Raw genomic sequence first — 16,528 nt, 5'->3', positions numbered from 1 at the left:
CCGGGGACCACTCCCCGTTTCCATGGGAGGGACGCTAGCACGGAGCGGGGGCCAAGTGGGGACCACTCCCCGGATCGCGGCAGCGGCATCCGGTTGTCCGCGCCGGCGGAGCGCACTCGGTCAAGGGACGGTCATTTACCCGCCCGTTGCCGCCGGAACGCAGCCCCGGACCTGTGGGGGCCGTCTTAGGCCGTGTTCACGAGCGATCATGAACGTTCGCACTACTGGCCGTTGTGAGGGGATACGCAGGTGGCTGGAGGATTCCGTTTCGAGGTTCTTGGCGCGGTTCGGGCATACCGGGGGGATGTCGAACTGCGGGTGGGGCCGCCGCAGCAGCAGGCGCTGCTGTCGCTGCTGCTGCTGCGCGCCAACCAGCCCGTCTCCATGGCGCAGATCGTCGGCGCGCTCTGGGCCGACGCGCCGCCGACCCGTGCGGTGACCACCATCCGCACCTACGTCTGGCGGCTGCGCAAGCTGCTGGAGCCCGACGGCGCCGCGCCGACCGTCCTGGAACTGGCCGGCGACGGGTACCGGCTGACCGTGCCCGGCGCGGCCCTGGACGTGTACCGGGCCGAGGAGCTGGCCGCCGAGGCCGCGCGCGCCTCCGCCGGCGGCCGGGTGCCGCAGGCCCGGCAGTTCCTGGCACGGGCCCTGGACCTGTGGCAGGGGGAGCCGCTGGCCGGGGTGCCCGGCCCGTTCGCGGAGCGCCAGCGCGTCCGGCTGGAGGAGCTGCGGCTGGCCCTGCTCGAAGAGCGCTTCGAGCTCGCCCTGGCCCTCGGCCACCACCGCCCGGCCATCCCGGACCTGGTCGAGCTGACCGACGCCCATCCGCTGCGGGAACGCCCGTACGGCCTGCTGATGCGCGCGCTGTACGGTGCGGGCCGCCAGGCCGACGCCCTCGCGGTGTTCAGCCGGGTACGGGACCTGCTCATCGAGGAGCAGGGCATCGAGCCCGGTCCGGAACTGGCCGAGGTGCACCGGCGGATCCTCGTCGGCGACCCCGCGCTGGCCGGGGCCTGCCCGGCGCTGCCCGCGGAGCCGCCGGAGCCGGGCGACGACGAGGCCGCCGACGGGGCCGCGGACCCGTACGCGTACCCGCCGCGGCGGGAGGACGGCGCGGCGGACCGGCCGAATCCGCCGCCCTCGGCGGAGGCACACCGGAGCGCCGGGCCCCAGACCGCCGCGCACCCGGCGGCGGCGCCGGTGCCCGCCCAGCTCCCCTACGACGCACCGGACTTCGTCGGCCGGACCGAGCAGGTCGACGCCTGGCACGCGCTGCTCACCGAGCCGGTGCGCCGGACCCCGGTCGTACTGGCCGCCGCCGGGATGGGCGGCGTCGGCAAGACCTGCCTCACCCTGCACATCGCCCACCGGGCCCGCGCCCACTACCCCGACGGCCAGCTCCACGCCGACCTGCGGGGCAGCGGCGCCGACCCGGCCAAGCCGGGCTTCGTCCTGGCCGGGTTCCTGGCCGCGCTCGGCGTGCCCGAGGACAAGGTGCCCGACGGCGTCGAGGAGCGCTGCCGGCTCTTCCGGTCGCTGGTGGACGGGAGACGGCTGCTGATCGTCCTGGACAACGCCCGGGACGCCGCCCAGGTCCGGGAGCTGATACCGGGATCGGCCAGCTGCGCCGTCATCCTCACCAGCAGATCGCCCATGTTCGACCTGCCGTTGACGTCCCAGCTCCTGCTGGAGCCGTTCCGCAGCGACGAGGCGCTGGCCCTGCTCGGCTCGATCATCGGCCGGGAGCGCCTGGCGGCGCAGCGGGAGGACGCCCTGCGGCTGGTCGAGACCTGCGGCCATCTGCCGCTCGCGGTGCGGATCGTGGCCACCCGGCTGTCGGCCCGGCCCGCCTGGTCGGTGGCGACGCTGACCGCGCGCCTGGCGGACGAGCAGCGGCGCATCGCCGAACTGCGGATCGGCGCGCTGGCCATCGACGCCGCCTTCGAACTGGGCTACCAGCAGCTCACCGGCGCCCAGGCGCGGGCCTTCCGGCTGGTCGCCCTGGCCGGCGCGGCGGACATCGGGGTACCGGCGGCTGCCGCCGCGATGGGTGTCGACGAGCCCACGGCGGAGGTCCTGCTGGAGTCGCTGACCGATGCCGCGATGCTGGAGTCCGCCAAGCCCGGCCGTTACGGCTACCACGACCTCGTACGGGTCTTCGCCCGGCAGCGCGCCGAGTCGCACGACCCCGCGGAGGCGGCGGCGGCCCTCGGCCGGCTGCTGGACTTCCTGCTGGCGACGGCCGCCAGCGCGTTCCCGCACGCGATCCCCGGGGATCCGGTGGCGGACGCGTTCGGCCCGCTGCGGTCGGCCGGGCTGGAGTTCCGCGACGTGCACGCCGCCCGCGCCTGGGTGGCGGCCGAGATCGACGGCCTGGTCGCGGCCGCGCTGAGCACCGTCACCCTGCGCCTGCCTGACGCGGCGCAGGACCGGCTCGGCAGCGCCGTGGACCTGCTGCTCGCGGTCAGCCCGTACACCCACGCCGTGTGGTACGACCGGATGACCCCGGTGGCGCTGGCGCTGACCGAGACCGCGGAACTGACCGGCTGCCCGAGGATCATCGGGCGGGCCCGGATGCTCTGCGGGGGCATCGCGCTGCGCGCCGACCGGATCGCCGACGCGGGGCGGCACGCCGGGCTGGCCGTCGAGGCGGCGCGCGCCGCGGGGGACGTGTACACCCTGCGCCAGGCCCTCAACGACCTGGGCCTGGTGGCGCAGTTCCTGCGCCGCTTCGAGGAGGCGGCGGCCTGCTACGACGAGGCGATCGCCCTCGCGCACACGCTGGGACACCGCTCCGGTGCGGCGGTGACCACCGTCAACGCGGCGCTGGCGCGGGTGCGCAGCGGGCGCTCCGAGGAGGCCATTCCGTCCTGCGAGTCCGCGCTGGCGCTGATGCGCGAGCTGGACGACGACGCCAGTGCGGCCTACGCCCTCTACGTGCTGGGCCTGGCCCTGCACGAACTGGGCCGCTACGAGGAGGCGGTGGCCCGCTACGGCGAGGCCCTGGCGGTGTGCCGGGCGGCCGGGCTGCGGGAGCGGGAGGCGCAGGTGCTCTACCGGCTGGCGGAGACCCTGCGCAGCACCGGGCGGGAGCTGGAGGCCGTGGAGCACGCGGCCGCGGCGGTCGCCCGCTGCGAGGAGGCGTGCTCCGAGCGGGACCGGGCGCACTCCCTGGTCGCGATGGGGCGGGCGCTGGCCGGTCTGGGGGAAACGGGCCGGGCCAGGGGCCATCTGACGGAGGCCCACGGGGTCTTCACCCGCCTCGGGCTGCCCGACGCGGCCGACGTGTCGAAGCTGCTGGCCGGGCTGGGCTGACGGCGCGGCCGCGCGACGGGGGCGCGTACGGAAAGGGGGCCGCCCGGGGGCGCGTACGGAAAAGGCCGCCCGGGGCGGGGGTACCCGCGCCGTCGGACGGCCTCCCGTCAGCCGTGGATCACATCTTCTCGCGCGGGTCGAAGCTGGACCCGGTGTTGTTGACCTCGGGCGCGGCGTCGTTCCCCACGCCGTCGGCCTGGACCGCGACGCGCTGGCCCACCGGCGTGGGGGTGTGCGCGAGGGCGGCGGGGGCGAGACCGGCGGCGCCCAGGGCGGTCGCGGCGAGCAGCGTCAGACCGAGTGCCGCACAGGCACGGGGCAGCTTGAACATGAGGGGTCCTCCTTGACGTTCACCACCGGTGGTCTGCCGGTGGGTCGAGCGGGTGGTGCGTGGCCGCTGACGGGTTCCGTCAGCAGCAGAGGGGAATGTCCTTGGTGTGCGCGGCGCTCTCGATCCCCGTCAGTACGCCGCGGAACTCCGGTGCCGTCGCCGTGGCGAGTTCGGCGGGCCAGGCCGCGAGCAGCAGGGCCAGGACCACCGCTTGAACGCTGCGGTGCCGGAACGGGCCGGTGACGGCCCCGCCGGACGTACGGACACCGGTGGTGCGGCTGGCTGCGTGCGGCATGCGGGCGTCTGCTTTCGTCGCGGGGAGGAACCGATGAGCGGTGTCGGGAAGGGGCGATCGCCCGTTCCCGCGCTGTCTCCTCCGACGTTAGGCGCCGGCGATCAACACGATATCTGCAATTGATCTACGGCCGCGTCTATCGCCTATCGCCCGCGGTCGGCGGGCCCGGCGGCTCCCGCCCGGCCTGCGGCCGATCCGGCGGCGGCCGGTCCGTCGGCGGCGGCCGGGAGCAGGCTGCTGCGCTGGCCGAGGCAGCGCAGGCTCTGGCGGAAGGCCCACACGGCCCGCTCGGTGCGCCCGGAGCGCTCCAGCAGTTCGCCGAGGTCGTTCCAGGCGGAGGCCGCCTGCCGGTCCGCCTCGGAGGCCTCCAGCAGCAGCGCGGCCCGCTCGCAGCCGGCCTCGGCCGCCTCGGCGTCGCCGAGTTGCAGTTGGGCGCCCGCCAGCACCAGGAGGGTGCGCGCGGTCTCCAGCCGGTGTCCGGGGCCCAGCAGTTCAAGGGCCCGCCGGGCGTGCTCCCCGGCCTGCCGGGGGTCGGACTCCAGCAGGCAGGCGCGGGCGAGCGCGGTCTCGCAGTACGCCATGTCCACGGTGCTGCCGTGGTCGGCGAGGGTCTCGGCGCTGCGCACCAGCTGCGACTTGGCCTCCGCGATGTCACCGGACTCCGACTGCATCAGCACCGACGCGTACGCGTTGCGCAGCCGGGACAGCGCCCGGGCGTCGTCGCCCTCGGAGTAGATGGCCAGGGCGCGTTCGAGCAGCAGCAGGGCGTCGGCGGAGGCGCCGCCCCGGTGCGCCACCACTCCGGCGTTCCAGTAGGCGGCGCCCAGGGCCTTGCGGTCGTCGATGCCCTCCGCCTCCTCGATGGCGGTCCGGGCCAGGGCGGCCGCGCGGTGCAGGTCGCCGCGCTCGCAGTACAGCCCGACGAGGGTGGCCAGCAGTTCGACGCCCAGCACGGTCGGGGTGAGCCGGAGCGCGCGGGCCTCCTCCAGGGTGGCGTTGGCCAGGTCGATCGCATGGGCCAGGTCGCCCGTCTCGCGGTAGCAGCGGCACAGTGCCACCGCCACCGCCAGCCGCGGGATCAGGGACTGTCCGTATCCGGCGTGGTCCAGCAGCGCCTGGTAGCGGTCGGCGGCCTCCTCCAGCCGGCCGTCGTGCTCCAGGGCCTGGGCCGCGCCGTACTCGGCGGACAGCCGGATGCCGTCCTGCCCGGCGGCCGCGGCCTTGTCTCGGACCGCGGTGTAGGTGTCCAGGGCGGTCTTGGGGTCGCCGTTGCGCAGGCTGATCTCCGCGTAGCGCAGGTCCGTCTGGAGGGTCTCGTGCCGTTCGGGCGCCAGCAGTTCCAGCAGCTGCCCGGGGGCGCAGCCGAGCCGGGCGGCGATCTGTTCCAGGACCTCCGGGGAGGGGGTGCGCTTGCCCGCCTCCAGCAGCGAGATGTAGCTCGGGGAGAGGTTCTCGCCGGCCAGGTCCATCTGCGACAGGCCGGCTTCGCGGCGCAGCCGGCGGATCCGTGACCCCAGAGTCTGCGATTCCGCCATGACGGCTCCCCCTATTGTGACTGACGGCAGGACATCCCGAGTGAATATAGTGAATATACTCGGTCAAGGCCAGGCGGAGCCGGGCCGCCGCAGTCCCCGGCCCCGCAGGTTCAGCCGGCGGCGAGCAGCCCCCCGAGCCCGTGGGCCCGCTCCACGACGAAGCTCTCCGCGCGGTCGGTTCCGCTCAGGCTCCCGTGGAAGCGGTCCGCGGCCTCCACCGCAGCCAGGTCGACGGGCCGGAAGCCGGGCCGGGCGGTGGCGAAGGGTTCCAGGGCGCGCCGCTTGGCGGCGGAGTGCGCGGTGATGTCCACGAACACCTGCGGGGCGAAGCGGGAGAACGCCGGGGTACGGGTCTCGCCCGGCCGCATCCCGTAGAGGTCGACGCGGCAGGTGCGGGTCGCGGCGGCGGCCGCCCGGGCGGTGAGGCGGTGGTCCGCGTGGCCGTCGCCGCTCCAGTGGGTGAGCACCGCCCGGGGGGCGACCTCGGCGATCAGCCGGTCAACGGCGGCCACCAGGGCGATCTCCCCGATGTCGGCGACCTGCCGGTTCTCGCCGCGGGTCGGCCAGCGCAGTTCGTAGCCGAGGGTCTCGGCCGCCCGCTCGGTGTACCGGGTGCGCCGCTCGCCCTGCGCACCGGACTCGGGCAGGGAGAGGACGGCGGTGACCACCCGGACCCCGGACGAACTGAGGCGGGCGATGGTGCCCCCGGCGGCGATCTCCGCGTCGTCGGGGTGGGCGACCACCACCAGTACGGTGGCCGGGTGGTGCCCGGCGTCCGGTGCGGCGGCGGGGGCGCCGCTCACACCTGCCATCCGTAGAAGGCCACCGTCTTGTCGATCTCCTCGGCGGGCAGCCGGGCGTACCAGTCCAGGGTCTCCGCGAGCGAGGTGGTGTAGTCGCTCAGCCGCGGCTCGCCGAGGACCTCGCGCAGCTCGGTCATGTCGGCGGTGAGGACGGTGCGCGGCACCTCGCCCGGGCGCATCGGCAGGTGCCGGATGCCCGCGGCGTTGCCGAAGTGCTCGTTGACCGAGGCGGCCACCTCGTTGACGCTGACGCTGATCCCGCTGCCGCAGTCCGGGATCACGTCGGTGCGCTCGGTGCGGGTGAAGCGGATGGTCATGTCGGCGAGGTCGTGGGAGTAGACCATGTCGACGATCTGCTCGCCGTCGCCGTAGACCTGGATCGGCAGGCCCCGCATGGCCTGTGCGGCGAAGGCGGGGACGATCTTGCGGATGGGGAGCAGGGCCTGGCCGGGGCCGTAGGCGTTGTAGTAGCGCAGGGAGCAGATGCGGCTGGGGCCGGACTCGTTGGCCATCTGGGCGAAGGACTCGGCCGCCGCCTTGGTGATGGTGTAGGTGTTCAGCCAGACGTTGGGCTTGCCGGGGTAGAAGACCCGGGGCACCCCGCAGGTGCCGGCCGCCTCGAAGACCTTGACGGTGCCGCCGATGTTGACGTCGATGGCTTCCTGCGGGGTCTCCTGGAGCTCGGAGGTGCCGAGGACGCCTGCCAGGTGGTAGACCTCGTCGGCGCCCTGGAAGGTCTTCATCAGCAGTTCGGAGTCGCGGACGTCGCCCTGGACGAAGCGGGCGTCGGGGCGCAGGCCCTTGGTGCCGATGGGCTTCAGGTCGAGGACGGTGACGTCGTGGCCCTCCTCGATCAGTCGGCAGGCGATGGTGCTGCCGAGGAATCCGCTTCCGCCTGTGACGACGGCTTTCATGAGGTCTCCCTGGTGCTGGTGCGCGGGCGCGGTGGGTGAAGGGTGTGCGTACGGGGGCCGGGCGGCCGGGGCTCAGGGCCGGGACGCGGTGGCGGGGCTCAGGGCCGGGGCTCGGCGGCGGGTCGCGTGGCGGGGGTGCCCCATTCCGCGTAGCGGACGGCGGTGCCGCGCAGCGTGGCGCCGTAGCTGCCGAGGTTGTCCACGACCGCCGGCGGGTCCGCCAGCGCGGCGAGGCGGGCGGGCAGGTCGCCGTAGAGGTCGTGCGGGGTGACGGCGACCAGCGTGCCGAGGCTGCCCAGGTCGTCCGGCCAGCTCAGCGGCCGGGCGCCGGTGAGGGAGGTGATCTCCTCTGGGGTGAAGTACGGGTCGTGCAGCAGCACGTCGGCGCCGCGGGCGAGCAGGTGCTCGGCGAGCCGCCGGGCGGGCGATCCCTCGACGATCCGGGCGTTGGGCGCGTAGCTGAGGCCGAGGATGCCGATGGGGCCGTCGGCGATCCGGAGGATCGATTCCGCGACCCGGGCCGGGTGGTCCCCGTCCCAGGCCATCGCGGCGGCGACCAGCGGCAGCAGGCCGTCCTCGGCCGGGCCCGGGCCCTCGCCCGGGCCCTCGCCCGCCCCGTCGACGGCGAACCGGGGGCTGAGCGGGATGCAGTAGCCGCCGATGCCGATGGAGGGGTGGAAGGTGGGCACGTTCCACTTGGTGCCGGCCAGCCGCAGCACCTCGGGCACGTCCAGGCCCGGGTACGCCTCGGCGAGCTGGTTGGTCAGCACCAGGTCCAGGTAGCGGTAGAGGTTCTCCACCGGCTTGGTCAGCCCGGCGTGCCGCCAGTCCGGCGCGGGATGGACGACCTCGCTGATCGCCTCGTACAGCTCCCGGGCCAGGGGCAGGGACTCCGGGCGGGCGGTGCCCACCACGCGGGGCAGGGTCCGCAGGTTCATCTCGGGGGAGAGCATCCAGTCCCGGCGGGGCGCGGCCACCAGGTGGAGCGACGGGTCGCTCGCGGGGGCCGCGCCGAGCGCGGCGGGCACCAGTTCGTCGAGCCAGCGCAGGCTGACCGTGCTCTCCAGGGCGATCAGGGTCTCGCCGCCGGTGCGGGCCCCGGCGATGGCGGTGAGCACCTCGGTCAGCGGCCCGGTCACCGGTCGGCCGTCGCGGTCGGTGTTGACGCAGACCAGGTGCACCCGGGCGGCGACCGCCGCGGCGTCCTCGGGGGACGCCGCCCGCAGCCGCCCGCCGGAGCGCGCTTCGGCGAGGGGGATGACGTCCTCGAAGCCCGGCAGCGGCACCACGCCGGCGTTGATCTGGCTGACCCGGTTCCCGTCGGTGTCGAGCACCGTGCAGGGGAATCCCGCTCCGGCCAGGGCGCACGCGGCGGACAGACCGATGTAGCCCGCCCCCCACACCGTGACGGACTCCGTCCGGTCCTGGAGCGCCGCCGACAGCGGGCGCGGGGACGTCGAGGGCTTCATCGGCCTTGCTCCCTTGGGTCGAATCTAATTGACTGGATCATATGGAGAGATTGACAAGCTAGTCAATATTCCAGTCACAAACGAAGTCAAAAAAAATTACACCGGGTTCAGGTCCAGGTCCCTGGTGACCCCGGTGGCGGCCGCGTTCTGCAGGGTCAGCCGTCCGGAGGCGGCCTCCTTCTCCCCCACCAGCGCGAACCACTGGCTGGGCCGGGCCGGCACCCGGCGGAGCTGGCGCCCGAGCCGCCGGGGCTGCCAGTGCTCCAGCACGTCGTACCCGGCTCCGCGCAGCCGCCGGGCGACGGCCATGAAGGTGCGCAGGTCGGCGGAGGGCATGCGCATCAGGTGCACGCACTCCGCCTCGGGCACCGGCCCCAGCTCGGCCAGCAGGTTGACCGAGGCGCTGGTGCTCCAGCAGCTGCTCAGCCCGATGTCCAGGGTGCGCACCATGTGGTGGTAGCCGCCGCCGTCCCCGAGCGTGCGGCCGTCACCGGTGCGGGCCAGGAAGCACAACCCGGCCTGGTACTCCGGCGCGTGCTCCCAGTCCAGGGCGAACTCCACCCGTACGCCCAGCTCGTGGGCGATCGCCAGGACGGTCCGCAGATGGGCCATCCGCTCCCCGGTCACCGGCTCCGCCGCCGCCACCCGGTCCGGAGCCTCATGCGGCGGCAGGCCGCGGCAGAGCGCGGAGAGCCGGTCCAGGCGCCGCAGGAAGCCCGCGGGGGACGGCGGAGCGGGCTCCGCCTCCCGCGGCTCCCCGGGCGGCAGCACCTGTGCGGCGTCCTGCGATTCCCCGGGCGCCGGAGCCTGCTCCGCCTCCCGCGGCTCCCCGGGCTCCGGCGCCGGCCCGCGGCGACGGTGGTGGAGCGCGTTGCGGGCGGCGGCGGGGCTCAGGCCCTCGTCGGCGGCGATCGCGTCGAGCACCCCGTAGTCGCAGTACTCCAGCCGCCCCCCGGCGGCCGGGCCCAGGACCTCGAAGAGCTCGGCCCAGAGCCGCAGCAGGGTCAGGTCAGCGGCGAGTTCGTCGGCCTCGTTGCAGATGACCGCGACCGCCTGGCTCCAGCCCCGGTGCCGCTTGCGCCGGTACCGGGCGATGGGCACGCAGGCGGCGCCGAGGGCGCTGGCGCCGCCGGTCAGCCGTCCCGACCCGGCCAGTGCCCGTAGTACGGCCACCAGCGAGTCCGCCGTCAGGGCGAGGCGCCTCCCGGAGAGGTCCTCGAAGGCGAAGATGCGGCCGGTGGCCGCGGAGCCGAACTGCTCGAAGGTCTCGGCGTAGCCGACCGGCGCCACCGTGACGGGCGCGAAGCCGAAGCTGCGCGTCACCGACCGGAACATCGACTCGGCCCACACCCCCTGCGCGGCCTCCTCGCCCACCAGATCGCTGAACCCTCGGGGCAGCGCCTCGAACGCGTAACTCATGTGTCGTCCCTCCCCTGGGAGCGCGCTCAGCGCAATGACAGTGATCCGGTGCGGACGGTGTGCCGCAGCGCTCTGGTCAGCAGCAGCCAGGCCAGCAGCCCCCAGCCCGCCGCGACCGCGGCCTCACCGGCCACCGCGCCCAGGTCGAGCGGGCCGCCGGCGGCCAGCGTCCGCGCCGCCGACAGGCCGTGGGTGAGCGGCAGGATCCGGGCCAGCAGGCCCGCGGCGCCGGCCTGCGGCACCGCCGTGGTGACCCCGGCGAGCAGCATCAGCACGATGGTGGTGCCGGCGGTCAGGTACATCCGGGAGCCGGGCCTGCGCACACTGACGCTGGTCATGCACAGGGCCAGGCAGTAGCAGGAGAGCGTGCTCAGGCAGAGCACGGCGAGGATCGCCGGCAACGCCGCCCAGTGCAGCGGCACTCCCAGCAGCGGGGAGACCACGCAGAGGGCGATGGTCGAGGTCAGCAGACCGTCCGCCATCCAGTGCAGACCCCGCGAGGCCAGCACCAGGAAGGTGCTGCCCCGGCTGAGGAGCAGGAACTCCAGGGTGCCGGAGACCCGTTCGCCGACGGTGGAGGAGACCACGCCGAGCGAGCCGAGCGGCCCGAGGATCGCGGCGTTGCCGAACGCGAGGTAGGCCTCGGCGGAGGGCGAGCCCACCAGCCGGCCCAGGCTGGCGAAGAACAGCACCTGGCAGATCAGGCGTACGGTCCAGCCGAACAGCCAGGTCCGCAGCGTGAACATCGCGCGGTAGTCCTGGAAGCTGGCCAGTGCGCCGTAGGCGACCTGGCGGGCGGCGGCCCGGAGCCGGGCGGGCGGCGAGGCGCGCCGCCCGGAGAGCGGATCCGGGGCGAGGTCGCCGCGCGGGCGGCCGGGAACGCGACCGGGGAGGCGTTCGGGAGCGAGCTCGGTCATTGGAGAACCACCCGTCCACTGCGTACGAAGGACAGCACCCGCCGGACGGCCCACAGCCCGGCGGCCATCTGGAGGGCGACCAGGGCGCACAGCACGGCCAGCCGGGCGCCCAGTTCGGGCACCGGCCCGGCGGCGGCGTCGCGGAGCAGTTGCGCGCCCCAGGAGAGGAAGAAGCCCCGGGCGATCCACCGCAGCGGTTCGGGGAGCGTCGCGATCGGCAGGATCAGTCCGCCCAGCAGGTAGAAGGGGTAGGTCAGGGCGTTCTGGAGGCTGCGGGCGGCGCGGACGAGGATCATCAGGCCGCTCATCAGCAGCGCGGTCGCCGCGACTCCTGCCGTCACGAGCGCCGCGACCAGCAGGGTGAGCCCCGGGCGTTCCACCCGGATCGGCAGCCCGAACACCCAGCGGCCGACGAGGAACATCTCGCCGAGCACCGGCAGTGCGAGCGAGGTGGTGAGCAGGGTCCGGGTCGCCAGCGCCAGCAGGTAGCGGGTCGGGGTCAGCAGGGAGAGGCTCAGGGTGCCCTGGGCCCGGTCGTCGTCCACCGCCTGCGAGGCCACGAACACCGCGTGGGACCAGGCGCCCATCAGGAAGGCGGTGAGGGCCGTGGTGGTGGCCAGCTCGCCCTGGTGGTGGGCCTTGAGGAAGTGGAAGAAGACCAGCGAGTAGAACGGGATCACCACGAGGGTGGCGAAGAGCTGGGGCGACCGCATCAGCATCTGTGCCTGGGCGCGCATGAAGTGGAGCATCAGAGCGCGAACTCCCGGTCGGTGATGACCGTGCGGTACAGCTCGGTGAGCCCGGGCGGCGCCACCGCGATCTCGGTGGCCCGCGTCTCCACCAGCACGGCCAGCGCCGCGGACTGGGCCTGCGCGCCGTCGAGCCGGGCGGTGAGGCTGCCCTGCTCGGTCACCTCGACGGTGCCGGGCAGCTCCGCGATCCGCGCGGCGGCCTCCGCCGTCACGCCCTCGGCGCGGATGGTGCGGGGCGCGCCGATGCGGGCCAGCAGCTCCCCGGCGGCGCCGATGCGCAGGATGCGGCCGTGGTCGATGAGGGCGATGCGGGTGCAGACGTCCTGGGCCTCGTGCATGTCGTGGGTGGTCAGGACGATGGTGCAGCCCGCCCCCTTCAGCTCGTGGACGAGCTCGCGGAAGCCTGCCCCGGCGTGCGGGTCCATGCCGTTGGTGGGCTCGTCCATGATCAGCAGCGGGGGGCGGCTGAGCAGGGCCCGGGCGAGGTGGACCCGCTGCACCATGCCGCGGGAGAACAGCTCGACGCGGTCGTCCGCGCGGGAGCCCAGCCCGAAGCGCTCCAGCATCTCGTCGGTGCGCTGCCGGGCGGTCCTGCTGCCGAGGCCCTGGAGGGCGCCCCAGTACAGCAGGTTCTGGCGCGCCGTCAGCCGTCCGTAGAGGCCTCGGTCGCCGCCCAGGACCAGGCCGATCAGGCGGCGGACCTCCTTGGACTGGCGCACCACGTCGTAGCCGCCGATCCGGGCGGTGCCGGAGGTGGGCAGCAGCAGGGTGGTCAGGATGCGGGAGAGGGTGGTCTTGCCGGCGCCGTTCGGGCCGAGCAGACCGAGCACCTCCCCCTCCCCGATGCTGAGGGTCACCCCGTCCAGCGCGGTGACCCCGGCGCCCCGGCGGGGGGTGAACACCCGGCCGAGTTCCTGTACGTCGACGATCGCCATGGCTCAGCTCCCACTGCCGGCGGGGACGGCGCCGGCGGCCGCGTGAGTGGGTGCCCGGGGGGACGGCGCCGGGGCGGGGGCGACGGCCGGGGCCGGACGCTCCTGCCACGGGGCGAGCGCGGACAGCGCGGCCAGCGCCGCCTCGTGGTCGGCGGGGTCGACGAGTTCGCCGGAGACCAGCAGGAAGTCCGCGACCGGGGTGCGCCGGAGCAGCACCCCGCCGAAGTCGTGGTCCTCGACCGCGTCCCCGGCGCCGCGCCGCAGCGGTTCGGTGAGCTGGAAGCCGTAGTGGCGCGGCTCCTCGGCGGCGGGGCCGGCGGCGGCCCGGCGGGCGCGTTCGATGCGGGCGGGCTCGCGCAGCCCGTCCGCCAGCTCCGCGGGGACGGCGGACGCCAGGGCCGGGTGGCCGGCGGCCTTGGCGCACAGCTCCTCCAGCTCCGGCGCCAGCGCGTAGTCGGCGGCGGCCCGGGCCAGCGCGGCCGGTTCGGGGGCCGCGGGCGAGGTGAGGACGCAGACCAGGTCCAGTACGTCCTTGAGGGTGAACTCGCGCTGGAAGCGCTCCTCCGCCACCGCGAGCACATCGGCGCACACCTGCTCGGCGGGCAGCTCGGGACGCAGCGGCACCGCCCGCTCGGGCAGTCCGCCGTAGGCGAAGGTGGTCACCTCCACGCCGCGGTCGAGGTCGAGCATCGGGTCCTCTCCGAGCCACCACACGGAGACCAGCAGGTCCCGCCGGCCGCCCTCGTGCAGCTCCGTCATCAGGGCCTCGCCCGCCTCCCGGCGGTCGAGCACCTCGGCCAGCACCCGCCACAGCGCCGCCTCGTCGGGGACGACGACATCGAGGTCGCCGATCGCACGGAGCAGACCGGCCGGGTAGTGGCGGGCCAGGGAGGGGCCCTTGACGGTGCGCGCCCCGGGTACCGCGCGGACCGCCGCCTCCAGTTCCCGGTAGAGGTCGGACCGCCGGGTCATCCGGGCCAGCTCGCCGCGGGCGCCTTCGCCCAGGGCCAGGCCCTCGCGCTCGGCCAGGGAGAGCACCAGGGTCGACACGACGGCGCCCTCCTGGCGCGCCCGGCGCAGCAGGTACCGGGGAGGGAGGTCGGGGTCGACCTCCAGCAGCTCGTACAGCAGGCCGAGGCTGAGGGGGAAGGGGGAACGGGTCGGTGGTTTCACGGGGTCTCTTCCTGGTCCTGGGATGCGCCCGCGGCCGCGTCCTCGGCGCTGGGGCCGGCGCTGGGGCGGGGCGCGTGGCGGTACTGATGGGTGCGGCGCCAGCCGCGGGCCTCCAGGGCCGTGACCACGGCCCCGCTGCGGCCGGCCTCGTCGAGGCCGTGGCAGACGTTGCCGAGCAGGGGCAGCCCGAGGCCGTCCGCCACCTGGGCACAGGCCCGCACCAGGGCCGCGATCGCGGCGGGGCGCAGCGCGGCGTCGTCGATGAGGATGTCGACGAGGTCCACGAAGTCCGTTCCGCTGGGGTCGTCGTGGGCGTCGACGGAGAGGGTGGCGTGGCCGACCGGCTGGTCGCGGCCGTCGGCGTACACGACGAAGGTGCGCCGGCCGGGAGAGTCCAGCAAGGCGTCCACGGCGGCGCGGACGGCCTCCGGCAGGGTGGCGAGGCCCCGGCCGGCGGCCGCGGTCTCCATGGCCCGGCGCAGCCAGTCGTGGACGGCGGCGTCGTGTGCGCGGGCCTCGTCCGGGGCGACCGTCAGCCCGGTGGCCGGCGCGCCCTCGGGGGCGCCGGCCGCCGCGGCGGGCAGCGACAGGTAGCTCAGATGGGGGGTGAGCACGGGGTGCGGGTCGTCGGCGCCGGCCACCCGGACGATCGCCTCGGTGCATTCCGGGAAGCGGGCGAAGAGCGCGTCGAGGAAGGCCGGCGCCGCGCGCAGCAGTCGCGGGTCGGCGTGCTCGACCAGGCACTGCTCGACTCCGGTGAGCGGCTCGCGGTAGGCGCCGGCCACGTAGACCAGCCCGTCGCTCCGGTGCAGCAGCCCCGCCTCGTCGGCGGCGGCCAGATACTCGGCGGAGGCGGTCAGCGCACCGGGGTGCGCGGCGGCATCCGCCGGGACGGGCGCGGGAACGGTGGCAGACGCCGGAGCGGACGCCGAGGCCGGCGCGGGGGCCGGTGCCGGCGCGGGGGCAGCGGCGGACGCCGGGGCCGGCGCGGAGGCCGGAACGGACGCGGGCGCGGCAGCATCCGCCGGAGCGGGCACGGACGCCGGGGCTGGCGCGGGGGCAGCGGCGGACGCCGGGGCCGGCGCGGGGGCAGTGGCAGACGCCGGGGCAGTGGCGGGCGGCAGGGCGCCGGGAGGGGTCGTCGGCATCGGGTCAGGCCGCCTCGGGGCGGACCACGGCGACCAGTTCGCGCGCCACGTCGGCCGCCGCGGCGGCGACCTCGGCGGCGGTGACCCGGCCGAGGGCCTCGATCTCCTGCTCGGGCAGGGTGACATCGGCCGCCAGCGCCCGGTCGACGGCCAGCGCGATCGCGGCCTCCTGCTGGGACTCGGCGCGCAGCACGACCTCCACCACGGCCTGCCGGACGGCTGCCGAGAAGGCCTCCTCGCCCGGCCCGTCCGAGGCGATCTCGGCGAGCAGCGAGCGGAAGGCGTCCAGGACGCGGGGGGCGTTGGCGGGCTCGGCGCCGGCCAGCATCCGCCAGGCGCCGGTGTCGCTGTAGCTGCGGGACCAGGACTGGAAGGAGTAGGCGAGCGCCTCGTCGTTGCGGATGCGCGCGTAGAGCAGGGAGGCGGGGCTGGAGCCCATCAGGTGCCCCAGCACGTTGTAGGCGTGGCGGCGCGGATCGCCGAGGTGGGGCGCCCGGCTGCCGGCCTGCAGCCAGCAGAACTCGTCGGGCCAGCGCTCCGGGATCCCGGTGCGGACCGGCGGCGGGGTCTGCGGCGGGCGCGCGCCGAGCGGCGGCGCGGCCGGGAGGGCGCCGATGCCCGCCTTGTCGAGGGCGGCGAGCAGTTCCGTCGCCGGCAGTCCGCCGACGGCGCTCACCGCGACGGGTGCGCCGGCCAGGGCCTGGCGGTGGGCGTCGCGCATGACGTCCACCGTGATGCGGGCGATGCTCGCGGGGTCGCCGCCGACCGGCGATCCGAGGGGGTGGCCGTCGAACAGCCGGGCCAGGAAGGCGTCCTGGACGGCGTCGGCGGGGTCGGAGGCCGCCGCGCTCAGTTCCTGGAGGACGACCTGGCGCTCGCGGTCCAGGTGGGCGGCGGTCAGTTCGGGGCGGAGCAGGGACGCGCCGATCCAGCCGATGACCTCCGGCGCGTCCTCGTTGAGGACCTGGGCGTGGATCACCAGGAGTTCGGGGCTGGTGAGGGCGTTGCAGGTGCCGCCGAGCCGTTCGACGCGCTCGCTCAGCGACGGGCCGCCGTCCAGCGGGCACGACATGACGAGGTGTTCGAGCATGTGCGTGGCGCCGGCGACTCCCTCGGGGTCGTGCCGGGCACCCGATCCGACGGCGACGCACACGGTCGTGGTGCGGCTGCCGGGGGTGTGGTCCACCAGTACGGGGACGTTCTGCGTCAGGAGCTGTTCGGTCACGGGGGAGGTCTCCGTCGCTGCGCGGTGCGGGCGGGGTGGGGCCGCGTTCGGTCCCGTCCCGAATTCCGCCGGGGCGCGCCCGGTACCGGGCGCGCGCGCACGGCCGGAGGGGAGAGCTGCGAACACGGCCGGGAGCGGAGCCGGATGCGGCCCCGCTCGCTGGGACCGTCAAGGGCCCGGAAATGCGGCGGCCGGGCTGCCGCCGGAGGTGATCCGGCGGCAGCCCGGCACTCGGCGTGCTTACTTGCCCGAGCGGACCTTGATCTTGTCGAGGCGGGGACGCATGCCGACAGC

The 16,528-nt window shown here is 75.2% G+C and carries 14 protein-coding genes; 1 reads left to right on the top strand and 13 read right to left on the bottom strand.

The window, feature by feature from the left end:
* Nucleotides 1-318 precede the first annotated feature (318 nt).
* Entirely contained in the window at nucleotides 319-3,318 is a 3,000-nt protein-coding gene (locus EES41_RS38655; protein ID WP_254211881.1) for a BTAD domain-containing putative transcriptional regulator, read from the top strand.
* Between the two features lie 118 nt (nucleotides 3,319-3,436).
* Here the strand turns inward: EES41_RS38655 and EES41_RS38650 are convergent, their stop codons facing one another.
* The 13 genes from EES41_RS38650 to EES41_RS38585 form a co-directional block, all read right to left on the bottom strand.
* On the bottom strand, nucleotides 3,437-3,649 hold the full coding sequence (locus EES41_RS38650; RefSeq protein ID WP_123083199.1) for a hypothetical protein: 213 nt from the start codon (nucleotides 3,647-3,649) through the stop codon (nucleotides 3,437-3,439).
* Nucleotides 3,650-3,728: 79 nt separating this feature from the next.
* The gene (locus EES41_RS38645; RefSeq protein ID WP_123083198.1) at nucleotides 3,729-3,944 is read right to left on the bottom strand and encodes a hypothetical protein; all 216 of its coding nucleotides are present in this window, start codon (nucleotides 3,942-3,944) and stop codon (nucleotides 3,729-3,731) included.
* A gap of 143 nt (nucleotides 3,945-4,087) precedes the next feature.
* Entirely contained in the window at nucleotides 4,088-5,479 is a 1,392-nt protein-coding gene (locus EES41_RS38640; protein ID WP_123083197.1) for a helix-turn-helix transcriptional regulator, read from the bottom strand.
* A 110-nt stretch (nucleotides 5,480-5,589) separates the two neighbouring features.
* Entirely contained in the window at nucleotides 5,590-6,291 is a 702-nt protein-coding gene (locus EES41_RS38635; RefSeq protein ID WP_254211880.1) for a PIG-L deacetylase family protein, read from the bottom strand.
* Nucleotides 6,279-7,196 carry an NAD(P)-dependent oxidoreductase gene (locus EES41_RS38630; protein ID WP_123083196.1) on the bottom strand — a complete coding sequence of 306 codons (918 nt, stop codon included), beginning with the start codon at nucleotides 7,194-7,196 and terminating at the stop codon, nucleotides 6,279-6,281. The genes EES41_RS38635 and EES41_RS38630 overlap by 13 nt, the downstream gene beginning before the upstream one ends.
* A gap of 98 nt (nucleotides 7,197-7,294) precedes the next feature.
* On the bottom strand, nucleotides 7,295-8,665 hold the full coding sequence (locus EES41_RS38625) for a UDP binding domain-containing protein (protein ID WP_254211879.1): 1,371 nt from the start codon (nucleotides 8,663-8,665) through the stop codon (nucleotides 7,295-7,297).
* 96 nt (nucleotides 8,666-8,761) lie between these two features.
* A complete protein-coding gene (locus EES41_RS38620; protein ID WP_123083195.1) occupies nucleotides 8,762-10,084 on the bottom strand; it encodes an ATP phosphoribosyltransferase regulatory subunit in 1,323 nt (440 codons plus the stop codon).
* 26 nt (nucleotides 10,085-10,110) lie between these two features.
* Nucleotides 10,111-11,001: an ABC transporter permease gene (locus tag EES41_RS38615; protein ID WP_123083194.1), complete on the bottom strand. Its 891-nt coding sequence runs from the start codon at nucleotides 10,999-11,001 to the stop codon at nucleotides 10,111-10,113.
* Nucleotides 10,998-11,738 carry an ABC transporter permease gene (locus EES41_RS38610; RefSeq protein ID WP_158071260.1) on the bottom strand — a complete coding sequence of 247 codons (741 nt, stop codon included), beginning with the start codon at nucleotides 11,736-11,738 and terminating at the stop codon, nucleotides 10,998-11,000. Before EES41_RS38610 ends, EES41_RS38615 begins: the two co-directional genes overlap by 4 nt.
* 11 nt (nucleotides 11,739-11,749) lie before the next feature.
* The gene (locus EES41_RS38605) at nucleotides 11,750-12,688 is read right to left on the bottom strand and encodes an ABC transporter ATP-binding protein (RefSeq protein ID WP_123083193.1); all 939 of its coding nucleotides are present in this window, start codon (nucleotides 12,686-12,688) and stop codon (nucleotides 11,750-11,752) included.
* Nucleotides 12,689-12,691: 3 nt separating this feature from the next.
* The gene (locus tag EES41_RS38600) at nucleotides 12,692-13,861 is read right to left on the bottom strand and encodes a hypothetical protein (protein WP_123083192.1); all 1,170 of its coding nucleotides are present in this window, start codon (nucleotides 13,859-13,861) and stop codon (nucleotides 12,692-12,694) included.
* Nucleotides 13,858-14,898 (bottom strand): hypothetical protein, encoded by a 1,041-nt coding sequence (locus EES41_RS42510; protein WP_216827323.1) that lies wholly within the window; start codon nucleotides 14,896-14,898, stop codon nucleotides 13,858-13,860. Before EES41_RS42510 ends, EES41_RS38600 begins: the two co-directional genes overlap by 4 nt.
* Nucleotides 14,899-15,013: 115 nt before the next feature.
* Nucleotides 15,014-16,234 (bottom strand): pitrilysin family protein, encoded by a 1,221-nt coding sequence (locus EES41_RS38585; protein ID WP_164496198.1) that lies wholly within the window; start codon nucleotides 16,232-16,234, stop codon nucleotides 15,014-15,016.
* Between the last annotated feature and the right edge of the window lie 294 nt (nucleotides 16,235-16,528).

Origin of the sequence: Streptomyces sp. ADI95-16 (assembly GCF_003721495.1) — a bacterium.
GTDB classification, from domain to species: Bacteria; Actinomycetota; Actinomycetes; order Streptomycetales; family Streptomycetaceae; genus Streptomyces; species Streptomyces goshikiensis.
This window is presented reverse-complemented; position numbering and strand designations above follow the sequence as displayed.